The sequence below is a fragment of the Streptomyces sp. NPDC031210 genome (assembly GCF_055570395.1).
In genome coordinates this window covers 500,246-517,514 of sequence record NZ_JBVIHH010000001.1, presented here as the reverse complement: position 1 = coordinate 517,514, position 17,269 = coordinate 500,246, and the positions used below count along the sequence as shown (strand labels likewise).

The window sequence follows — 17,269 nt, the reverse complement described above, 5'->3', positions numbered from 1 at the left end:
GGCGGGGCGGGGCGACGGCGGGCGCCCAGCGGTGCGGGATGCCGTCCCCCGCCCCGTCCGCGCGAGCCGCCTCGGCCACGAACCTCGCTGGGCGCCCGCGCGGCGGAGATGCGCAGGCGCACGGCCCGGGTCTCCCCCCCCCGCACATCGCCGATAGAGATCACCGTCGAACTGGACGAGCGCTCCGGAATGAACCTGCCGGCGGCGACCGCGGACCGATGACGGCAGCGGACAGCAGCGGACGGCCGGGGAGCCGCGCGCGGTGGGGTGTTTGATCGACAGCGGCCGTCTCCTGCCGCCCTCCTCCGCTTCGGGAGCGGCCGGGGCCGGCCGGCGGGGCGTCCGGGGCGTCCAAGGCCGCGGTGATCTCCGCCACGTCTGGTGCGGCGCGTCTTCGCAGGTCAGGTGGGGGGATGGGGCCGGCGCACGGGCGTGGGTGGCGTCTGAGCGAGGTGGGGTCTGGGGCCTCGTGTCCGTAGAGGTCAGGGGGATGCGGGGGTAATTGATCTTCGGATGGGTCGCCGGTTCTCTGATACGGGGGAAAGGCAGGCAGTATGGGGGCGTGACCCTCATCGATCAGTTGCCGAAAGACGCCGACCCCGATGCCCTCTTCGAAGCCTTTTCGGGCTGGGCCGAGCAGCAGGGCATCGCGCTCTACCCTGCCCAGGAGGAGGCGCTGATCGAGGTGGTCTCGGGGGCGAACGTCATCCTGTCCACCCCCACCGGCTCGGGAAAGAGCCTGGTGGCGGCCGGTGCGCACTTCACCGCTCTCGCCAATGACCAGGTGACCTTCTACACCGCGCCCATCAAGGCGCTGGTGTCGGAGAAGTTCTTCGACCTGTGCAAGCTGTTCGGCACCGAGAACGTCGGCATGCTGACCGGAGACGCGTCCGTCAACGCCGACGCCCCGGTCATCTGCTGCACGGCGGAGGTGCTCGCGTCGATAGCGCTGCGCGACGGCAAGCACGCCGACGTCGGCCAGGTCGTGATGGACGAGTTCCATTTCTACGCCGAGCCGGACCGTGGCTGGGCCTGGCAGATTCCGCTGCTGGAACTGCCCCAGGCGCAGTTCATCCTGATGTCGGCGACGCTCGGCGACATGTCCCGCTTCGAGGAGGACCTGACCCGGCGGACCGGCAAGCCCACGTCCGTGGTGCGGTCCGCGACCCGGCCCGTGCCGCTGTCGTACGAATACCGCACGACGCCGATGACGGAGACGCTCACCGAGCTGCTGGAGACCCACCAGTCGCCGGTCTACATCGTGCACTTCACCCAGGCAGCCGCCGTGGAGCGGGCGCAGGCGCTGATGAGCATCAATATGTGCACGCGGGCCGAGAAGGACGAGATCGCCAAGCTCATCGGGAACTTCCGGTTCACCACCAAGTTCGGCCGGAACCTGTCGCGGTACGTCCGTCACGGCATCGGTGTGCATCACGCCGGCATGCTGCCGAAGTACCGCCGGCTGGTGGAGAAGCTGGCCCAGGCGGGCCTGCTGAAGGTCATCTGCGGAACGGACACCCTGGGCGTTGGCGTCAACGTCCCGATCCGGACGGTGCTGTTCACGGCGCTGACGAAGTACGACGGCACCCGGGTGCGCACGCTGCGGGCGCGGGAGTTCCACCAGATCGCGGGACGGGCCGGGCGGGCGGGCTTCGACACGGCGGGGTTCGTGGTCGCGCAGGCGCCCGAGCATGTCGTGGAGAACGAGAAGGCGTTGGCGAAGGCGGGTGACGATCCCAAGAAGCGCCGGAAGGTGGTCCGCAAGAAGGCGCCGGAGGGCTTCGTCAACTGGGGTGAGAACACCTTCGAGAAGCTCATCGCCTCCGATCCGGAGCCGTTGACGTCCCGCTTCCGGGTGACGCACGCGATGCTGCTGTCGGTGATCGCCCGGCCGGGCGACGCGTTCAAGGCGATGCGTCATCTTCTGGAGGACAATCACGAGCCGCGCAAGAACCAGTTGAAGCACATCCGGCGTGCGCTCGCGATCTTCCGGTCGCTGGTGGACGGCGGGGTCGTGGAGCGGCTGGACGAGCCCGACGCGGAGGGCCGCACCATCCGCCTGACCGTCGATCTCCAGCAGGACTTCGCGCTCAACCAGCCGCTGTCCACCTTCGCGCTGGCCGCCTTCGACCTGCTCGACCCGGAGTCGCCGTCCTACGCGCTGGACATGGTCTCGGTCGTGGAGTCGACGCTGGACGATCCGCGGCAGATCCTGGCCGCCCAGCAGAACAAGGCGCGGGGCGAGGCGGTCGCCCAGATGAAGGCCGACGGCGTGGAGTACGAGGACCGCATGGAGCGGCTCATGGACGTCGAGTACCCCAAGCCGCTGGACGAACTGCTCTCGCACGCCTACAACCTCTACCGCAAGAGTCACCCGTGGGTCGGCGATCACCCCCTGTCGCCCAAGTCGGTCATCCGCGATATGTACGAGCGGGCGATGACCTTCACGGAGTTCACCTCCTTCTACGAGCTGGCGCGCACCGAGGGCATCGTGCTGCGCTACCTGGCGAGTGCGTTCAAGGCGCTCGACCACACGGTGCCGGACGATCTGAAGTCCGAGGACTTCCAGGACATCGTCGAGTGGCTGGGTGAGATGGTGCGGCAGGTGGACTCCAGCCTGCTGGACGAGTGGGAGCAGCTCGCCAATCCGGAGGTGGAGACGGCCGAGGAAGCCGCCGAACGGGCGGACCAGGTGCGGCCGGTGACGTCCAACGCGCGGGCGTTCCGGGTGCTGGTGCGCAACGCGATGTTCCGGCGGGTGGAGCTGGCAGCGCTGGACAAGGTCGAGGAGCTCGGCGAGATGGACGCCGACTCCGGCTGGGACGTCGACGCCTGGGGCGACGCGATGGACGCCTACTGGGACGAATACGACGAGCTGGGCACGGGGCCGGACGCGCGCGGCCCGAAACTCCTGAGCATCGAGGAAGATGCCGAGCACGGACTGTGGAAGGTGCGGCAGACTTTCGCCGATCCTCGTGGTGATCACGACTGGGGCATCTCGGCGGAGGTGGACCTGGCCGCCTCCGACGAGGAGGGGCGCGCGGTCGTGCGCGTCACCGATGTGGGTCAGTTGTAAGCAGGCGGCTTCGACCGAGGCCGTCGCGGGATGTGACGGAGGGCCACCGGTCATGACGAATCCGGCCGAGAAGCTGGTCGATCTGCTGGACCTGGAGCAGATCGAGGTGAACATCTTCCGCGGCCGCAGTCCGCAGGAGTCCCTGCAGAGGGTCTTCGGCGGGCAGGTCGCGGGCCAGGCGCTGGTGGCGGCCGGGCGGACGACGGAAGGTGACCGCCCGGTCCATTCGCTCCACGCGTACTTCCTGCGGCCCGGCCGGCCGGGCGTGCCGATCGTGTACCAGGTCGAGCGGGTGCGCGACGGCCGGTCCTTCACCACGCGCCGGGTGGTCGCCGTCCAGCAGGGACGCACGATCTTCAATCTGACCGCCTCCTTTCACAAGCCGGAAGCCGGCTTCGATCATCAGTTGCCGATGCGCCGGGCGGTGCCCGACCCGGAGGATCTGCCCAAGGTCGTGGACGAGGTCCGCGAGCACCTGGGCGAGCTGCCCGAGGGGCTGGAGCGGATGGCTCGCCGGCAGCCGTTCGACATTCGGTACGTCGACCGGCTGCGCTGGTCGCCGGATGAGATCGAGGGGGCGGAGCCGCGCAGCGCGGTGTGGATGCGCGCGGTCGGGCCGCTGGGCGACGACCCGCTCGTGCACACCTGCGCCCTGACCTACGCCAGCGATATGACGCTGCTGGACGCGGTCCGCATCCCGATCGAGCCGCTGTGGGGGCCGCGGGGCTTCGACATGGCCTCGCTGGACCACGCGATGTGGTTCCACCGGCCGTTCCGCGCGGACGAGTGGTTCCTCTACGACCAGGAGTCCCCGATCGCCACCGGCGGCCGGGGCCTGGCCCGGGGGCGGATCTACGATCGCGAGGGCAGGCTGCTGGTCTCGGTGGTCCAGGAGGGGTTGTTCAGGAAGCTCGGCGGCTGACGCCGGCGGGCGGCGGGCGGCGCGGCCGCCGGGGTGCGCGGGCGTCCCGGGTCGTCGCGGCGGGCCGTGTCGAGGGACCGGGAGAGGTTGACGCGGTACCACATCACTTCGTCGAACTCCTCGGCCTTCAGCACGCGTTCGTAGGCTTCGCGGGCGGCGGCCGTGGCCGTGATGACGGAAGCCAGCGGGGGCTTGAGCCGGCGGAGCAGGGAGCGCTCCAGGGGGTTGTCGACGACCGAGGCCAGTTCCTCGGGCGGCAGGATCGCGGCGATCACGGCGGCCGACTCCCAGCAGTCGTCGGTCTGCCTCATGAGCTGGGCGACCCGGCGGCTGCGCCACTGCCGGGCCCGCCAGTCCTGTCCGCCGTCGAGCATGACGCGCATCGCGGCAGGGGTGTTGCCCCGCATCAACTCCGGTTCCCGGTCGGCGAACTCGGCCAGCTCGGCCGCGAGATAGAGCCACACCACGACGCCGTAGCGGTTGACGTAGAACCTGACCGGGCCGAAGCAGCCGGCGCGGGTCAGCCGCAGGAAGCGGCCGGGGCCGATGCCCATCAGCTCGGCGGCCTCGGTGGTGCCGACCGTGCGGATCCGTTCGCGCAGCGTGTCGGGAAAGCCCGGCTCGGCCCGCAGCCGGGCGACCTCCTCCGCGGGAACCAGGCGCCGGCCGGGCGACCGCGGGGCTCCCGGCCGGCGGTCGGAGCCGGCCGGGATCGTGCGTACTTCTCCGAGCTGGGTGGCGAGTTCGAACTCGCCGGTCCGCAGCTCCAGTTCGTGGGCCGCTCGCCCCATCGCGAGTGCTTGCCGCCCGTCACACATCACTGTCATGTCTGTTCCCCCGGAACTCGATCGATCACTGACAGTGACGACCATAGCCGCAGGCGATGACAGCGCGTCAACCCCCGCCTCAGACCTGTGGATAACTTTCCGGCTGGCGGGCCGCGACGCCCAGATGCTCCCCGACACGGTTGACCAACAGCGTCATTTCGTAGGCGATCTGCCCCATGTCGGCCTCGGCGCCGGCCAGGACGCACAGACAACTGCCGTCGCCCGCCGCCGTCACGAACAGCATGCCGTCGTCGAACTCCACCATGGTCTGACGCACCCGCCCCACCCGGAAGTGCAGTCCGGAGCCTTTCGCGAGGCTGTGCAGGCCGGAGGCGACCGCCGCCAGATGCTCGGCGTCCTCCCGTTCCAGCCCCTGACTGGCGCCGGTGACCAGCCCGTCGTTGGAGAGCACCAACGCGTGCCGCACCTTCTGCACCCGCTTGGTCAAGTCGTCCAGCAGCCAGTCCAGTCCGCTGCTCAATGCCATGCCACTTCCTCCCCGTGTCCCCGTAACCGCCCTCGGCCGGGCGCGGTCCGCAGTCGCTCGACGACTGCCCGTGCCAGCCTGTCCCACGTCCGGCGTCTCGGCAAGCGGCGATGCGGACCGGCGTGCCCGCCCCGCGGCGCCCGCAGCGACGTGCCGAGCGCCTGACAGGGACGGCTCGTGGGCCCCGTCCGGGTTACCCGACCGAGTCCAACGGCCGGGCGGAGTACCGGCGTCCGGCATGCTCGACCAGGCGGATCAGCACTTCCTTGCCCGAGTCGCGGTCCCGCGCGTCGCACAGCACCACGGGAGTCCCGCGATCCAGGTCCAGGGCACGCGCCACGTCGTCCGCCCCGTAGGACCGCGACTCCGCGAAGCAGTTGACGGCCACCAGGAAGGGGATCGCACGGCGCTCGAAGTAGTCCACCGCGGGGAAGGAGTCCTGGAGTCGCCGGGTGTCTGCCAGGACCACGGCGCCGAGCGCGCCTTCCGAGAGGTCGTCCCACAGGAACCAGAAGCGGTCCTGCCCCGGGGTTCCGAAGAGGTAGAGGGACAGCCCGTCCCTGATGGTGATGCGGCCGAAGTCCATCGCCACCGTGGTGGTGGACTTGCCGGCCACGCCCCCCGTGTCGTCGACCGTCTCGCCCACTTCGCTGAGGCGTTCCTCGGTGCGCAGCGGGCGGATCTCGCTGACCGATCCCACCAGGGTGGTCTTGCCGACGCCGAAGCCGCCCGCCACTAAGATCTTCAGGGCCAACTCGGGGTCCGAATCCGGGGATACGCCCTCCGGGGCCCCTTGTGCGGCAGTCATCGGCCGTCTCCTTCAGGGTGCGGGGTACCGCGCTGTGCGCGGGAGTTCTCGATCCATGGCTCGGCGAAGGGAGCCTCCGGCGGCAGCGGCCGTCCGGAATCCATGGCGAGGACCGTACCGCCGACCGATCGTGGTGTCCTCGAATTCGCCAAAGCCGCGAAACCCTGGCCGTTGGCGAACCGACCGGCCTCTCGCCGCCGTCATCTAGGGGATCACCCGCCCTCCGGTCACAGGCCCCGCAGGCCCTCGATCACCTCGCGCAGGAACCTTTCATCAGCCAACTGGACGGGCGCCATCGGGAGCCTGGCCCGTACGTGGTCGCGGCACAGCAGGTCTCCGAGGAGGACCCGCACGACGGCGACCGGTAGCTCCGCGATCGCCGCGAGTTCGGCCACCGAACGGGTACGGCCACGGCACAAGTCGAGCAAGGTGCGGTGTTCCGGGCCGAGTCCGGTCTCCTCCGCGGTCGTTCCGCCCGGTGGTTCCGGGTCCGCCGAGATCAGCGCGATGACGTCCAGGCGGACCGCCGCCGGTTCCCCGCCCGTGTACCCGACCGTGACCGCGTAGGGGCGCACCACCGGCCCGGCCTCCGCGTCATACCAACGACTGTCCCGCCGCATACTCGGACGCCCCCGTCCCCTCCCCCATGGGCGTGTCCTCATGGGTGCCCTCACCTGTGTGCTCATGGTTCGCGACCACGGCCGCCGCGGGGCCCGCATCGACACAACGGACAGAAAGGTGAGGGGAGAGGGCGGAAGGGGACCAGAAGGAGACCAGGTGACGGCATCGACCGATCGTGTCGTGAACGAACATGTTCGCCCTACGCCGTACGTCTGTTCCTCGCGCTTACCGCCGGTGGGGGAACATGAGCACATGACGCAGCAGCAGTCGCTCCGGGAGCGCGGTCCACGCTCCGATGCCAACACCTCGGCGGGCGCCGTCGAACGCAACGGCGTCAACCCGGTGCCGGACTCCGAACGGCACGGCACGCCGCGGTCCCTGTTCTGGCCGTGGGCCGCATCGGGGCTGTCCCTGCTGTGCGTCGCGTACGGCGTCTATCTCATGGGGCTCGGTCTCAGCGCCTGGCAGGCCCTCCTCACCGGGGCGATCGGTTACGTGCTGTCCTTCGTCCTGGTCGGTCTGGTCTCGGTCGCGGGGGCGCGTACGGGAATGCCCACCATGGCCATCGGCCGTGGCCCCTTCGGGTGGCACGGCAACAAGCTGCCCACGCTGTTCAGTTACGTCTCGAACGTCGGCTGGGAGACCGTACTGGTCGCGCTCTCCTCGCTGGGCGGAGCGGCCATCCTGGCGCGCGTCGCCCCGGGTGCCTTCGCCCACGCCGACGGGAAGACGCCCACCACCGCCGCGCAGGCCCTGTGTTTCGCCGTGACGGCCGTGTCGGTGGTGGTCGTCGGGATCTTCGGGCATGCGTTGATCATGAAGGTGCAGAAGTACCTGACCGCGGCGATCACCGTGATGACCGTCGCCTACATGGTGTTGATGGCCGATCGCATCGACCCTTCCGCCCTCGGTCGCGGTGCGTCGGGCGACCTCGGCACCCTCGTCGGCGGCATCGTGTTCGCGATGACGCTGCTGGGCCTGGGCTGGGTCAACTGCGGTGCCGACTACAGCCGCTACCTGCCGCGCGGAAGCGGCGGCCGGGCCATCACCGGGTGGACGACGCTGGGCGGGGTGCTGGCCCCTGTGGTGCTGCTGGTCTTCGGCGTCCTGCTGAACGCCGGTGACCCCCGACTCGCCGACGCGGCGGCCGCCGACCCCGTAGGGGCCCTGGCCGCCGAGCTGCCGACCTGGTTCCTGGTGCCGTATCTGCTGACCGCCATCGGGGGCTTCGCGTCCGGGGCGATCATGGACATCTACAGTTCGGGCATGTCGATGCTGGCCCTTGGTGTCCCGGTCCGCCGTCACTTGGCGGTGCTGGTGGACGGCGTGCTCATGGCCCTCGGCGGCTGGTATGTCCTGTTCGTCTCGCCCAGTTTCTTCGCCACCTTCCAGGCGTTCCTGTCCGTCATCGGGGTGGCGATGGCCGCGTGGACGGCTGTCTTCCTGGTGGAGCGGTGGCGCAGGCGCCACGCGGACCGCGACCTGGCGGCCGAACGGGCCGTGGGCTGGCCCGCGGTGGTCTCCCTCGCGGCCGCCACCGGGGTCGGGCTCGGCCTGATCACCTCCGCCGATCCGCACATGGCCAAGGTGGTGGGCTTCCTGCTCACCGACAGCGCCGCCCACGGCACGCTGGGCGCCATGAACCTGGGCGTGGTGGTGGCCCTCCTCCTGGCCGGCGCGCTCTACGCCGTCACCGCCTCTCTGGCCGACCGTTCCGTCCCCGAAGGAGTCTCAATGACGGAAGTCAAGCTGTCAGGGCGATCGGAGGGGCAGGGGTGAAGACCCGTTGATCTCGCAGAAGTGCCCACAGGACGCTGGCCCGACGACGGGCCAGGGCGATCACGGCTTGGACATGCTTGAGTCCTTCGCCACGCTTCTTGAGGTAGAAGTCCCGGTTCGGGCCCTCGCGCATCATGCTGGTCTGTGCGGACATGTAGAACACCCGGCGCAGGTGGCGGCTGTAGCGCTTGGGCCGATGCATGTTGCCGGTCCGCCGTCCGGAGTCGCGCGGGACGGGCACCAGGCCGGCTGCGGAAGCGAGGTGGCCGGCGTCCGCATAGGCCGTCAGGTCACCCGCGGCGACCACAAACTCCGCGCCGAGTATGGGTCCCATACCTGGCAGGGACTCGATGATCTCCGCCTGCGGATGGCTGCGGAAGGTCTCGCGGATCTGCTTGTCAATTCGCTTCAGCCGGTCGTCCAGGGCCAGGATCTGGGCGGCCAAGTCGGCCACGATCTGCGCCGCGACGTCCTCACCAGGCAGCGCGGTCTGCTGGGCCTGCGCGGCCTCAAGCGCCGTTGCCGCTACGGCGTCGGCGCCGCGCACGCTGCGGTTGGCCAGCCATGCCGTCAGCCTCGCCTGCCCACGGCGGCGGATCGCGTCCGGGGTCTGATAACCGGTCAGCAGGACCAGTGCGGCCTTGTGGGACGAGTAGTCGAAGGCCCGCTCCAGCGCGGGGAAGACACCGGTCAGAACGTCCCTCAGCCGGTTGATCATCCGCACCCGGTCGGCGACCAGATCGGAGCGGTGCGACGTCAGCAAGGCGAGATCCGCAGCAAGCTGGGCAGGTACCTCGATCGCTGCGAAGTCCCGCCGGTGACGAGCCGTCTCGGCGATGACGTAGGCGTCACGGGCGTCGGTCTTGGCATCGCCCCGGTAGGCCCCGGACATCCGGTTGACAGTTCGGCCGGGGACGTAGACGGCCTGCTGGCCGTGAGCGGCCAGCAACGCGAGCAGCAATGCAGACGAGGTGCCGGAGATATCCACTGCCCAGTGGACCTCGTCGGCCAGGTCGAGGATTTCCCCGAGCGCGGTCAGGATCGCCGACTCGTCGTTGTCGATCTTCTTCGACCACAGGGTTGCACCAGTCTCATCGACCACCGCCGCCCAGTGATGCCCCTTACCCGCGTCGATGCCGACCCAGGCCCGGGCCCGTCGCTCATGCACTCGCCCCTCCTCGCTCCGAACAGCATGCCGTCGGCCCGAGGAACACCCCGCTGTCATCTCCGTAAAAGCGACTTGAGCGCACATCTCAATCAGCAGCCAGGGCGCCCCGAAGAGCCGGGCGGCCACTCCTTCGAAGCCACTGATGGCAGAGCCTGATCAGCCACACCCGGCCCTTCCGGGCCGCCTAACAACTTACGGAGCCCGATGACCGACGACCACGCCGACCGCGCCCACGACGTCCGCGCGTTCTTCGCCGCCCGCGCCGCCGGCTGGGACGACCGCTTCCCCGACGACGGCCCCGCCTACGCCGCGGGCGTCGCCGAACTGGGGCTGCGCGACGGCGACCGGGTGCTGGACGCCGGGTGCGGTACCGGGCGCGCCCTGCCGGCGCTACGGCAGGCCGTGGGCGCGCGCGGGACGGTGCTCGGCGCGGATCTCACGCCGGAGATGCTGGACGCCGCCGCACGGGCCGGACGCGCCCGCAGTGCGGGGCTGGTGGTGGCGGATGTGAGCCAACTTCCCCTGCGCGACGCCTCGTTGGACGCCGTCTTCGCCGCAGGGCTCCTCTCCCACTTGCCGGACCCCGCGAGCGGACTGACCGAACTGGCCAGGACCGTGCGCCCCGGTGGCCGGCTGGCACTCTTCCACCCCATCGGCCGGGCGGCGCTCGCCGCCCGCAAGGGCCGCGCCCTGACCCCCGACGACCTCCGGGCGGAGCCGAACCTGCGGCCGCTGCTGGCCGAGTGCGGTTGGGAGCTCATCCGCTACGTGGACGCGGACGCCCGCTACCTGGCGCTGGCCGTCCGCGGGGGTTGAGGGGCGGCCCGGCTCGGCGCCCGCCCGGGGTGAGCATCCGGGGCTGCCGAGGGGTCCGTCGAGCAGGGCCTCAGGGAGGCCGCCGGGGCCTCCAGGGGCGGGCCGGGCGGGCGGTGAGGCGGGCATGCCCGGGCCGGGTCTGGAAGCCGTCCGGGGAGCCCGTGGTGCCCGGGGCTCCGGCGGGCGTAGTGCGGCACATCACCGATGCCGACGGGCCATACCGCCACGGAGTGGGCCAGCGGGCCGTACCGCCACGGGGTGGGCCAGCGGGCGTCCGATACAGGCCGGGCCGCCTCGCCACAGCCGGGCCGGGCCACTTCGTGGTCAGCCCGGCGCCGCGCAAGGTTCTGGTCGGCCCGGCGGCGCGTGATCTCCCTGTCGGCATCGGCGGCGCGCGAAATGCTGAAGGGGTCGGCGAAGACCCGCGAGGCGCCCAGGTGCTGCCCGCTCTCAGCCGCGTCGGCGCGCGGGGGCCCGTCGGCGCGCGGGGGCCGGTCGCCGGGCGGCCCGGGCGGCGGCGGTGCCGTAGCGGTCGGTCACGGTCGGGTCCGCCGTCGCCAGTGCCTGGGAGACGGGCATGCCGGTGCGGTCGGCGAGTGCCAGCCGGTCGCGGACCTCGCGTGGCGTACGGGGACGGTAGCCCGGTCCCGTGCCGCAGCAGCCGCCGTGGAAGGTGAGCCCGGCACGCAGGACGGCTTCCAGGGCGCGCCAGCCCGCGTCGTCCCGCCGCTTGGGAACGGCCAGGTGGGCACCCGCGTCGATCAGCACGCCGCGGCACCGTGGGCAGGGGCTGCCGCCCGGCGCCTGGGCCTCCGGGGTCTTCTTGAAGGCGACCCGGCAAGCCGGGCACACGTGGTGCCCGCGGCGGCTGTAGAAACACATGAGCGCAGGGTAGGGCTGGTGACAAGCCGCTACCAAGCAAATTAAGGTGCGCCGACGTACTCCGGACGGATCGGATGGGGAGGCCCGCGTGCCCACGACGGAGAGCGCCGACAACGATCAGTTGTTCGTGCTGACGGCGGTGCTGCTGACGCCCGCCCAGTTCCCGAGCGTGCTCGGCGACGACTATCCGCAGGTATGCGCGGACCTCGGGCTCGAACCGTACGCGGAGGGCTACGGCCTGGTCCTCGGGCAGGACGGCGAGGGCGCGCGATGGACCGTGGCGACCGAGGACGTGTCGCTGGTGGCCTGCGCGATCGCGGCCTGGGACTGCGGGATGGAGTACGACCTCTCGCCGGACGAGAACAGCATCGTGGCGGCGCTGCCCGGCTGGCCGCTCCCCCTGGCCGTGTCGGCGCCCGGGGTCCCGGCGCCGCACGACCCGCCACCGCAGGAGGGGGATCCGGCCCCCTTGGCGCCCCCGGAGGCCGACGCCTGGGGGCCGGCGCAACGGCGGCTGGGAGCGGACGAGATCGCCTTGCAGTGGGCGGCGTGGCGCGAGCAGGTGGACGGAGAGGCCGCCTTCGCCGACCCGGGCGTGGAGACCCACAAGGGAGTGCGGCGGGTCCTTGAGGAGGCGCGCGGCTATCTGGCGGAGCCGCCGCCGCCCGGCAGGGTGCGGTCGTCGTTCGCGGCGGGCGAGGCGCGCACGCTGCGCGTCGACGGGCCGGGGTGGAGCATGGTGGCGCGCACCGACGACATCGCGTTCGTGTTGCTGGACGACGAGCCCGGCGAGGTGCATCCCGTGGGCCGGGGGCCCGAACTTCCCGGTCTCCTCTCGGCGTTGGACGCGCTGGCGGCACGGCCCGTCTGACGGGTCCGGCGCGGGCCCGGGACCCCCGGTGCCGCGGGCGGGGGCCCGAGGGCTCAGCGGCCGATCTGCTTGCGGCCGACGCGGCGCAGCCGGCGGCGCTGCGAGGAGTCGAGCGTCAGATAGGCCAGGGCGGGGACCCCGACCATGACCAGAACCGCCGCCCAGAACGGCAGCAGCCACAGCAGGACCACTCCTACCGCCACGCCGCCGATCGCGACCTTCGCCTGTGTGGACATCCCTCACGTCCCTTCCGCGGCTCGTGCCGCGCTCGGTGTAACCCATTGAACGCCGTTTTCTCGCCGCGGGTTCCCTGCGCGGCCTGATGATCCTGTACCCTCGGGCGCTCCTGCCGTCAGTAGTCAAACTTGAGGAGCTATCGGCCCAGTGGCATCACTCCCCACGGTCATCCCCGACCGGCTCACCGATCTCGCCCGCTGTGCGGCGGTGTTCCTGCCGTCCGATCCCCCGCGCGCCGGGCGGATCGCCTTCTGGCGGCCCGACGGCGAGCCCGTCACGGCCGGCGACGCGGGCTCCCCGCCACGGACACCCGCGCGGCCGCCGAGCGAGGCGGAGGTCGAGGAGGAGGTGCTGGTCGCGCTGCCGGACGAGGACGGCGGGATCGAGGTGTTCGGCGTCCCGGCCGTCGTCCTGCCCGTCGCTGCGGCGGTGCCCGTCCTGACCCGGGCCCGGGCCGCCCGTGGGGCGGATCCGGCCGCCGCCTTCTGGGGAGCGGCGTGTCTGCTGGCGCTTCAGCTCGCCGCCCGGGGACGGCTGCTGCCCGGCCTGAGCCCCGCCGACCATGACGCCTGGCGGCTCGGCCCGTTCGACCAGGGGGACGTCGAGCGGCTGCGCGACCTCGCGGCCGCCATGCCGCCGTACGCGCACGCCACTCCCCTGCCGGGCACCGATCCGGTCGAACTGCCCGAACCCGAGCGTCATCTGCGGGCCTTCCTCGACGCGGTGGCCGACGGCCTGCCCCGCTCCCCCGCCGCGGCCCTGGCCGCCGGCGGCCCGGCCTTCGCCGCGACGGCCCCGCAGCGCATCCCCGAGCAGCGCGCGTGGGCCGCCGACGTGGCCGCGGGGCACGACGCGGGCGTACGGATCTCCCTGCGCGTGGAGATGCGCGGCGCCCTCGGGGCGGGGCGGTCCTTCGATGCGACCACGGGTGCGGACGGTGCCGGCGGTGCCGGCGGTGTCGGCGGCCAAGGCGGAGCCGACGGTCCCGCCGCCACCAGCAGTCCCAGCACCCCCACCAGCGATCCCAGCGCCACCACCGACATTCCCACCGCCACCACCGGCGTCTCCTTCACCGCCGTCCTCCAACTCCACAGCCTCACCGATCCGACGCTGGTCGCGGACGCCGCCGAGGTGTGGGCCGGGACGTCGCCGGCCGGGCAGGGGTTCGGTCCGCGGGCGCGGATGGACACGCTGCTCGCGCTCCGGCGGGCCGCTGCCGTGTGGGCGCCGCTCGCCCCCTTGCTGTCGGCCGCGGTGCCCGGGGCGCTCGAACTGGCCGATGAGGAGATCGCCGAACTGCTCGGGCCGGCCTCCCGCGCGCTGGCCGCCGCAGGTGTGCGGGTCCACTGGCCCGAAGAGCTGGCGCGCGGGCTGAGCACCCGGGCCGTGGTGGGGCCGTCCGATCCGGAGAACCCGACGGACCGGACGGACCGGACGGCCCCGGGAGACGTGGGGGACGGAGCGCCCGGCACCGGGTCCGCGCTCCCGTCGATGCTGTCCGCCCAGGCCCTGCTCTCCTTCACCTGGCGGTTCGCGGTGGGCGGCCAGGAGGTGGACCGGGCGGAGCTGGAGCGGCTCGCCGAGGCCGGTCGGCCGCTGGTGCGGCTGCGCGACCGGTGGGTGCTGGTCGACCCGGAGGAGCTGCGGGCCGCCCGGGAACGCCAGGATCGCAAGATCACGCCGCTGGACGCGCTCGGCGCGGCCCTCACCGGCAGCGTCGAGGACGGCGACGGGCGGCGGGTGGAGGTGGCGGCCACCGGCTGGCCGGCGCGGCTGCGTGACCGTCTCGCCGACCCGGAGGCCGGGGACGCGGCTCCCGTCGAGCAGCCCGCCGCGCTCACCGCGACGCTGCGCGACTACCAGCTCCGCGGACTCGGCTGGCTGCACCGGATGACCTCGCTCGGCCTGGGCGGCTGTCTCGCCGACGACATGGGCCTGGGCAAGACCATCACCCTCATCTCGCTGCATCTGCACCGCCAGAGCGATCCCGACTCGGCCGGCCCCACGCTCGTCGTCTGTCCCACGTCCCTCATGGGCAACTGGCAGCGGGAGATCGAGAAGTTCGCGCCGGGCACCCCCGTCCGCCGCTTCCACGCCGGCCGGCGCAGCCTGGCGGACCTTGCCGACGGCGAGTTCGTGCTCACCACCTACGGCACGATGCGGCTCGACGCGGCCAGGCTGGCCGAAGCCGGCTGGGGACTGGTCGTCGCCGACGAGGCGCAGCACGTCAAGAATCCTTTCTCCGCCACGGCCAAGGCGTTGCGCGCGATTCCGGCCAAGGCGCGGGTGGCGCTGACCGGCACGCCGGTGGAGAACAACCTGTCGGAGCTGTGGGCGATCCTGGACTGGACGACGCCCGGGCTGCTGGGGCCGCTGGGCCGCTTCCGTAAGCGCTACGCCCAGGTCATCGAGGGCGGCGCGGGATCGGCCGAGGCCGCGGAGGCCGCCGAGCGGCTGGCCCGGCTGGTGCGGCCGTTCCTGCTGCGCCGCCGCAAGTCCGATCCGGGGATCGCGCCGGAGCTGCCGCCCAAGACGGAGACCGACCGCGCGGTGGCGCTCACCACGGAACAGGCCGGGCTGTACGAGGCGGTGGTGCGCGAGGGGCTGAGTGAGATCGCCGGGACGGACGGGTTCGCCCGCCGGGGTCTGGTCGTCAAGCTGCTCACCTCCCTCAAGCAGATCTGCAACCACCCCGCGCAGTACCTCAAGGAGTCCGGCACCGGGGACAACGCGCCGCGCATCGCGGGCCGTTCGGGGAAGGTCGAGCTGCTGGACGAGCTGTTGGACACCCTCCTGGCCGAGGAGGCGAGTGTGCTGGTGTTCACGCAGTACGTGCAGATGGCGCGGCTGCTGGAGCGGCACCTGGCGGCGCGTGGGGTGCCCACCGCGTTCCTGCACGGCGGGACGCCGGTGGCGCGTCGTGAGGAGATGGTGCGGCGCTTCCAGGAGGGCGCGGTGCCGGTGTTCCTGCTGTCGCTGAAGGCGGCGGGCACGGGTTTGAACCTCACCCGGGCCTCGCATGTCGTGCATTTCGACCGCTGGTGGAATCCGGCCGTCGAGGCGCAGGCCACCGACCGTGCGTACCGCATCGGACAGACCCAGCCGGTGCAGGTCCACCGCATGATCACCGAGGGCACGATCGAGGACCGGATCGCCGAGATGCTCGGCCGGAAACAGCGGCTGGCCGACGCGGTGCTGGGCTCCGGCGAGGCCGCGCTGACCGAACTCACCGACGCCGAACTGGCGGATCTGGTCGCACTGCGAGGGAGCGAGCGATGAACACGCCCGGGGACGACGACGTGAACGACGTATACGGATACGCGGGTGAGGGGAGCGCGCACGGGGACGACGCGCACCGTGCGGGCACCGGTGCGCCCGGGCCGGAGCGCACGTTCGCCGCGCTGCCGGCCGCCCGGGGCCGGGCCTTCGCGCGCACCTGGTGGGGGCAGGCATGGCTCAAGGCACTGGAGGACACGGCGCTGGACGGCGAGCAGCTCAAGCTCGGCCGGCGCCACGCGCGCGCCGGGGCGGTCGGCGCGGTGTCGGTGCGTCCGGGCCGGATCACCGCGGTCGTCCAGGACCGTGACCACACGCGGCACCGCTCCGACGTCCTGGTGCAGCAGCTCGGCGCGGCCGACTGGGACCGCCTTCTGGACCTGGTCGCGGACCGGGCCGGGCACATCGCGGCGCTGCTGGACCGGGACATGCCGCCGGTCCTGGTCGAGGACGCGGCGGCGGCCGGGATCGAACTCCTGCCGGGGATAGGCGATCTGGAGCCGGAGTGCACCTGCGAGGCGTGGGACCACTGTGCGCATTCGGCGGCCCTGTGCTACCAGTTGGCGCGGCTGCTGGACGAGGATCCGTTCGTCCTGCTGCTGTTGCGCGGGCGCGGGGAGCGGGAGCTGCTGGCGGAGTTGCAGGCGCGCAGCGCGTCCCGGGCCGAGGGGGCGGCGGGGCCCACCGGGGTGACGGGCGCGCCGGCGGAGCCGCGGCCTGTCGCGGGGGTGCCGGCCGCGGAGGTGTACGCGGCGCGCGACATCGTGCCGCCGCTGCCCGCCGCGCCACCGCCCGTCGACGTGGCGGGCGCTCCGCCGGTGCTGGGCGGCGGCGCCCCGCCCGCGCCCGGGGTGGACGTGGCCGCGCTGGAGTTCCTGATCGGCGACGCGGCGGCGCGCGCCCAGCGACTGCTGGCCGACGCGCTGTCGGCGTGGCATCCCGACGATCCGCCGCCGGCCGCCCTCACCCTGTCCCAGGACGCGGTACGGCTGGCCGCGGTCGGCCCGGGACCCGCCATGGCGGGTCGGCTGGCGGCCGGTACGGGGCGCGATTCACGGGAGTTGGCGCCGGCGGTGCGTGCCTGGCGGCTGGGCGGGACGGCCGGGCTCGCGGTCCTGGAGGAGGACTGGGAACCGGACCGGGAGGCGGTGGCGCGTGCCACCGCCTCCCTCGCCGCCGCGTGGGAGGACGGCGAGATCCGGCCACGGCTGCGGGCCACCGGCAACCGCTGGACCGTGGTCGGCGGCGACGCCCAACTGCGCTACGGGAGGGACGGCCGCTGGTGGCCCTTCCGTGAGGAGGGAGGCCGGTGGGTGCCCGCGGGGCCGCCCACGGACGACCCGGCGGCGGCGCTCGCGGGACTGTCCGCGGAGGGGTGAGCGGAGGGTATCGGCGGCGGGGCAGGGGCCGTGCCGGCTACGCGCCGCCCGCCGCCAGATCGCTCCTGATCGCTCCTGATCGCTCCTGATCCCTCCTGATCCCTCCTGCCCGACGGCCCG

Annotated in this window: 14 protein-coding genes; 7 read left to right on the top strand and 7 right to left on the bottom strand. The window is 72.5% G+C overall.

Annotated features, from left to right (window positions below):
* Positions 1-562 precede the first annotated feature (562 nt).
* Positions 563-3,076 (top strand): DEAD/DEAH box helicase, encoded by a 2,514-nt coding sequence (locus ACZ45Z_RS02400; RefSeq protein WP_468354711.1) that lies wholly within the window; start codon positions 563-565, stop codon positions 3,074-3,076.
* A gap of 52 nt (positions 3,077-3,128) precedes the next feature.
* A complete protein-coding gene (locus ACZ45Z_RS02395; RefSeq protein WP_468354708.1) occupies positions 3,129-3,998 on the top strand; it encodes an acyl-CoA thioesterase in 870 nt (289 codons plus the stop codon).
* Here the strand turns inward: ACZ45Z_RS02395 and ACZ45Z_RS02390 are convergent.
* The 4 genes from ACZ45Z_RS02390 to ACZ45Z_RS02375 form a co-directional block, all read right to left on the bottom strand.
* Entirely contained in the window at positions 3,929-4,825 is an 897-nt protein-coding gene (locus ACZ45Z_RS02390; protein WP_468354705.1) for a DUF6397 family protein, read from the bottom strand. The genes ACZ45Z_RS02395 and ACZ45Z_RS02390 overlap by 70 nt on opposite strands.
* Positions 4,826-4,904: 79 nt before the next feature.
* On the bottom strand, positions 4,905-5,312 hold the full coding sequence (locus ACZ45Z_RS02385) for a roadblock/LC7 domain-containing protein (protein WP_468354702.1): 408 nt from the start codon (positions 5,310-5,312) through the stop codon (positions 4,905-4,907).
* Between the two features lie 193 nt (positions 5,313-5,505).
* Positions 5,506-6,120, bottom strand: coding sequence for a GTP-binding protein (locus ACZ45Z_RS02380; RefSeq protein ID WP_468354699.1), 615 nt, complete (start codon positions 6,118-6,120; stop codon positions 5,506-5,508).
* Between the two features lie 227 nt (positions 6,121-6,347).
* The gene (locus ACZ45Z_RS02375; RefSeq protein ID WP_468354696.1) at positions 6,348-6,740 is read right to left on the bottom strand and encodes a DUF742 domain-containing protein; all 393 of its coding nucleotides are present in this window, start codon (positions 6,738-6,740) and stop codon (positions 6,348-6,350) included.
* A 253-nt stretch (positions 6,741-6,993) separates the two neighbouring features.
* On the opposite strand from ACZ45Z_RS02375, the gene ACZ45Z_RS02370 reads away from it, so the two are divergent.
* Positions 6,994-8,520: a purine-cytosine permease family protein gene (locus ACZ45Z_RS02370; protein ID WP_468354693.1), complete on the top strand. Its 1,527-nt coding sequence runs from the start codon at positions 6,994-6,996 to the stop codon at positions 8,518-8,520.
* Here the strand turns inward: ACZ45Z_RS02370 and ACZ45Z_RS02365 are convergent.
* The gene (locus ACZ45Z_RS02365) at positions 8,486-9,688 is read right to left on the bottom strand and encodes an IS110 family RNA-guided transposase (protein WP_468354689.1); all 1,203 of its coding nucleotides are present in this window, start codon (positions 9,686-9,688) and stop codon (positions 8,486-8,488) included. The genes ACZ45Z_RS02370 and ACZ45Z_RS02365 overlap by 35 nt on opposite strands.
* Before the next feature lie 204 nt (positions 9,689-9,892).
* Here ACZ45Z_RS02365 and ACZ45Z_RS02360 point away from each other — a divergent pair, with 204 nt between their 5' ends.
* Entirely contained in the window at positions 9,893-10,504 is a 612-nt protein-coding gene (locus ACZ45Z_RS02360; RefSeq protein WP_468354686.1) for a class I SAM-dependent methyltransferase, read from the top strand.
* A 450-nt stretch (positions 10,505-10,954) separates the two neighbouring features.
* Here the strand turns inward: ACZ45Z_RS02360 and ACZ45Z_RS02355 are convergent, their stop codons facing one another.
* Entirely contained in the window at positions 10,955-11,386 is a 432-nt protein-coding gene (locus ACZ45Z_RS02355; RefSeq protein WP_468354683.1) for a hypothetical protein, read from the bottom strand.
* 88 nt (positions 11,387-11,474) lie between these two features.
* On the opposite strand from ACZ45Z_RS02355, the gene ACZ45Z_RS02350 reads away from it, so the two are divergent.
* Entirely contained in the window at positions 11,475-12,257 is a 783-nt protein-coding gene (locus tag ACZ45Z_RS02350) for a hypothetical protein (RefSeq protein WP_468354681.1), read from the top strand.
* 53 nt (positions 12,258-12,310) lie between these two features.
* On the opposite strand, the gene ACZ45Z_RS02345 is transcribed toward ACZ45Z_RS02350, so the two are convergent.
* Entirely contained in the window at positions 12,311-12,493 is a 183-nt protein-coding gene (locus ACZ45Z_RS02345) for a hypothetical protein (RefSeq protein WP_468354678.1), read from the bottom strand.
* 148 nt (positions 12,494-12,641) lie between these two features.
* Here ACZ45Z_RS02345 and ACZ45Z_RS02340 point away from each other — a divergent pair, with 148 nt between their 5' ends.
* Both ACZ45Z_RS02340 and ACZ45Z_RS02335 read left to right on the top strand, forming a co-directional pair.
* Positions 12,642-15,773 (top strand): DEAD/DEAH box helicase, encoded by a 3,132-nt coding sequence (locus ACZ45Z_RS02340; RefSeq protein ID WP_468354675.1) that lies wholly within the window; start codon positions 12,642-12,644, stop codon positions 15,771-15,773.
* Positions 15,770-17,149: an SWF or SNF family helicase gene (locus ACZ45Z_RS02335; RefSeq protein ID WP_468354672.1), complete on the top strand. Its 1,380-nt coding sequence runs from the start codon at positions 15,770-15,772 to the stop codon at positions 17,147-17,149. The genes ACZ45Z_RS02340 and ACZ45Z_RS02335 overlap by 4 nt, the downstream gene beginning before the upstream one ends.
* The last annotated feature ends 120 nt before the right edge of the window (positions 17,150-17,269 follow it).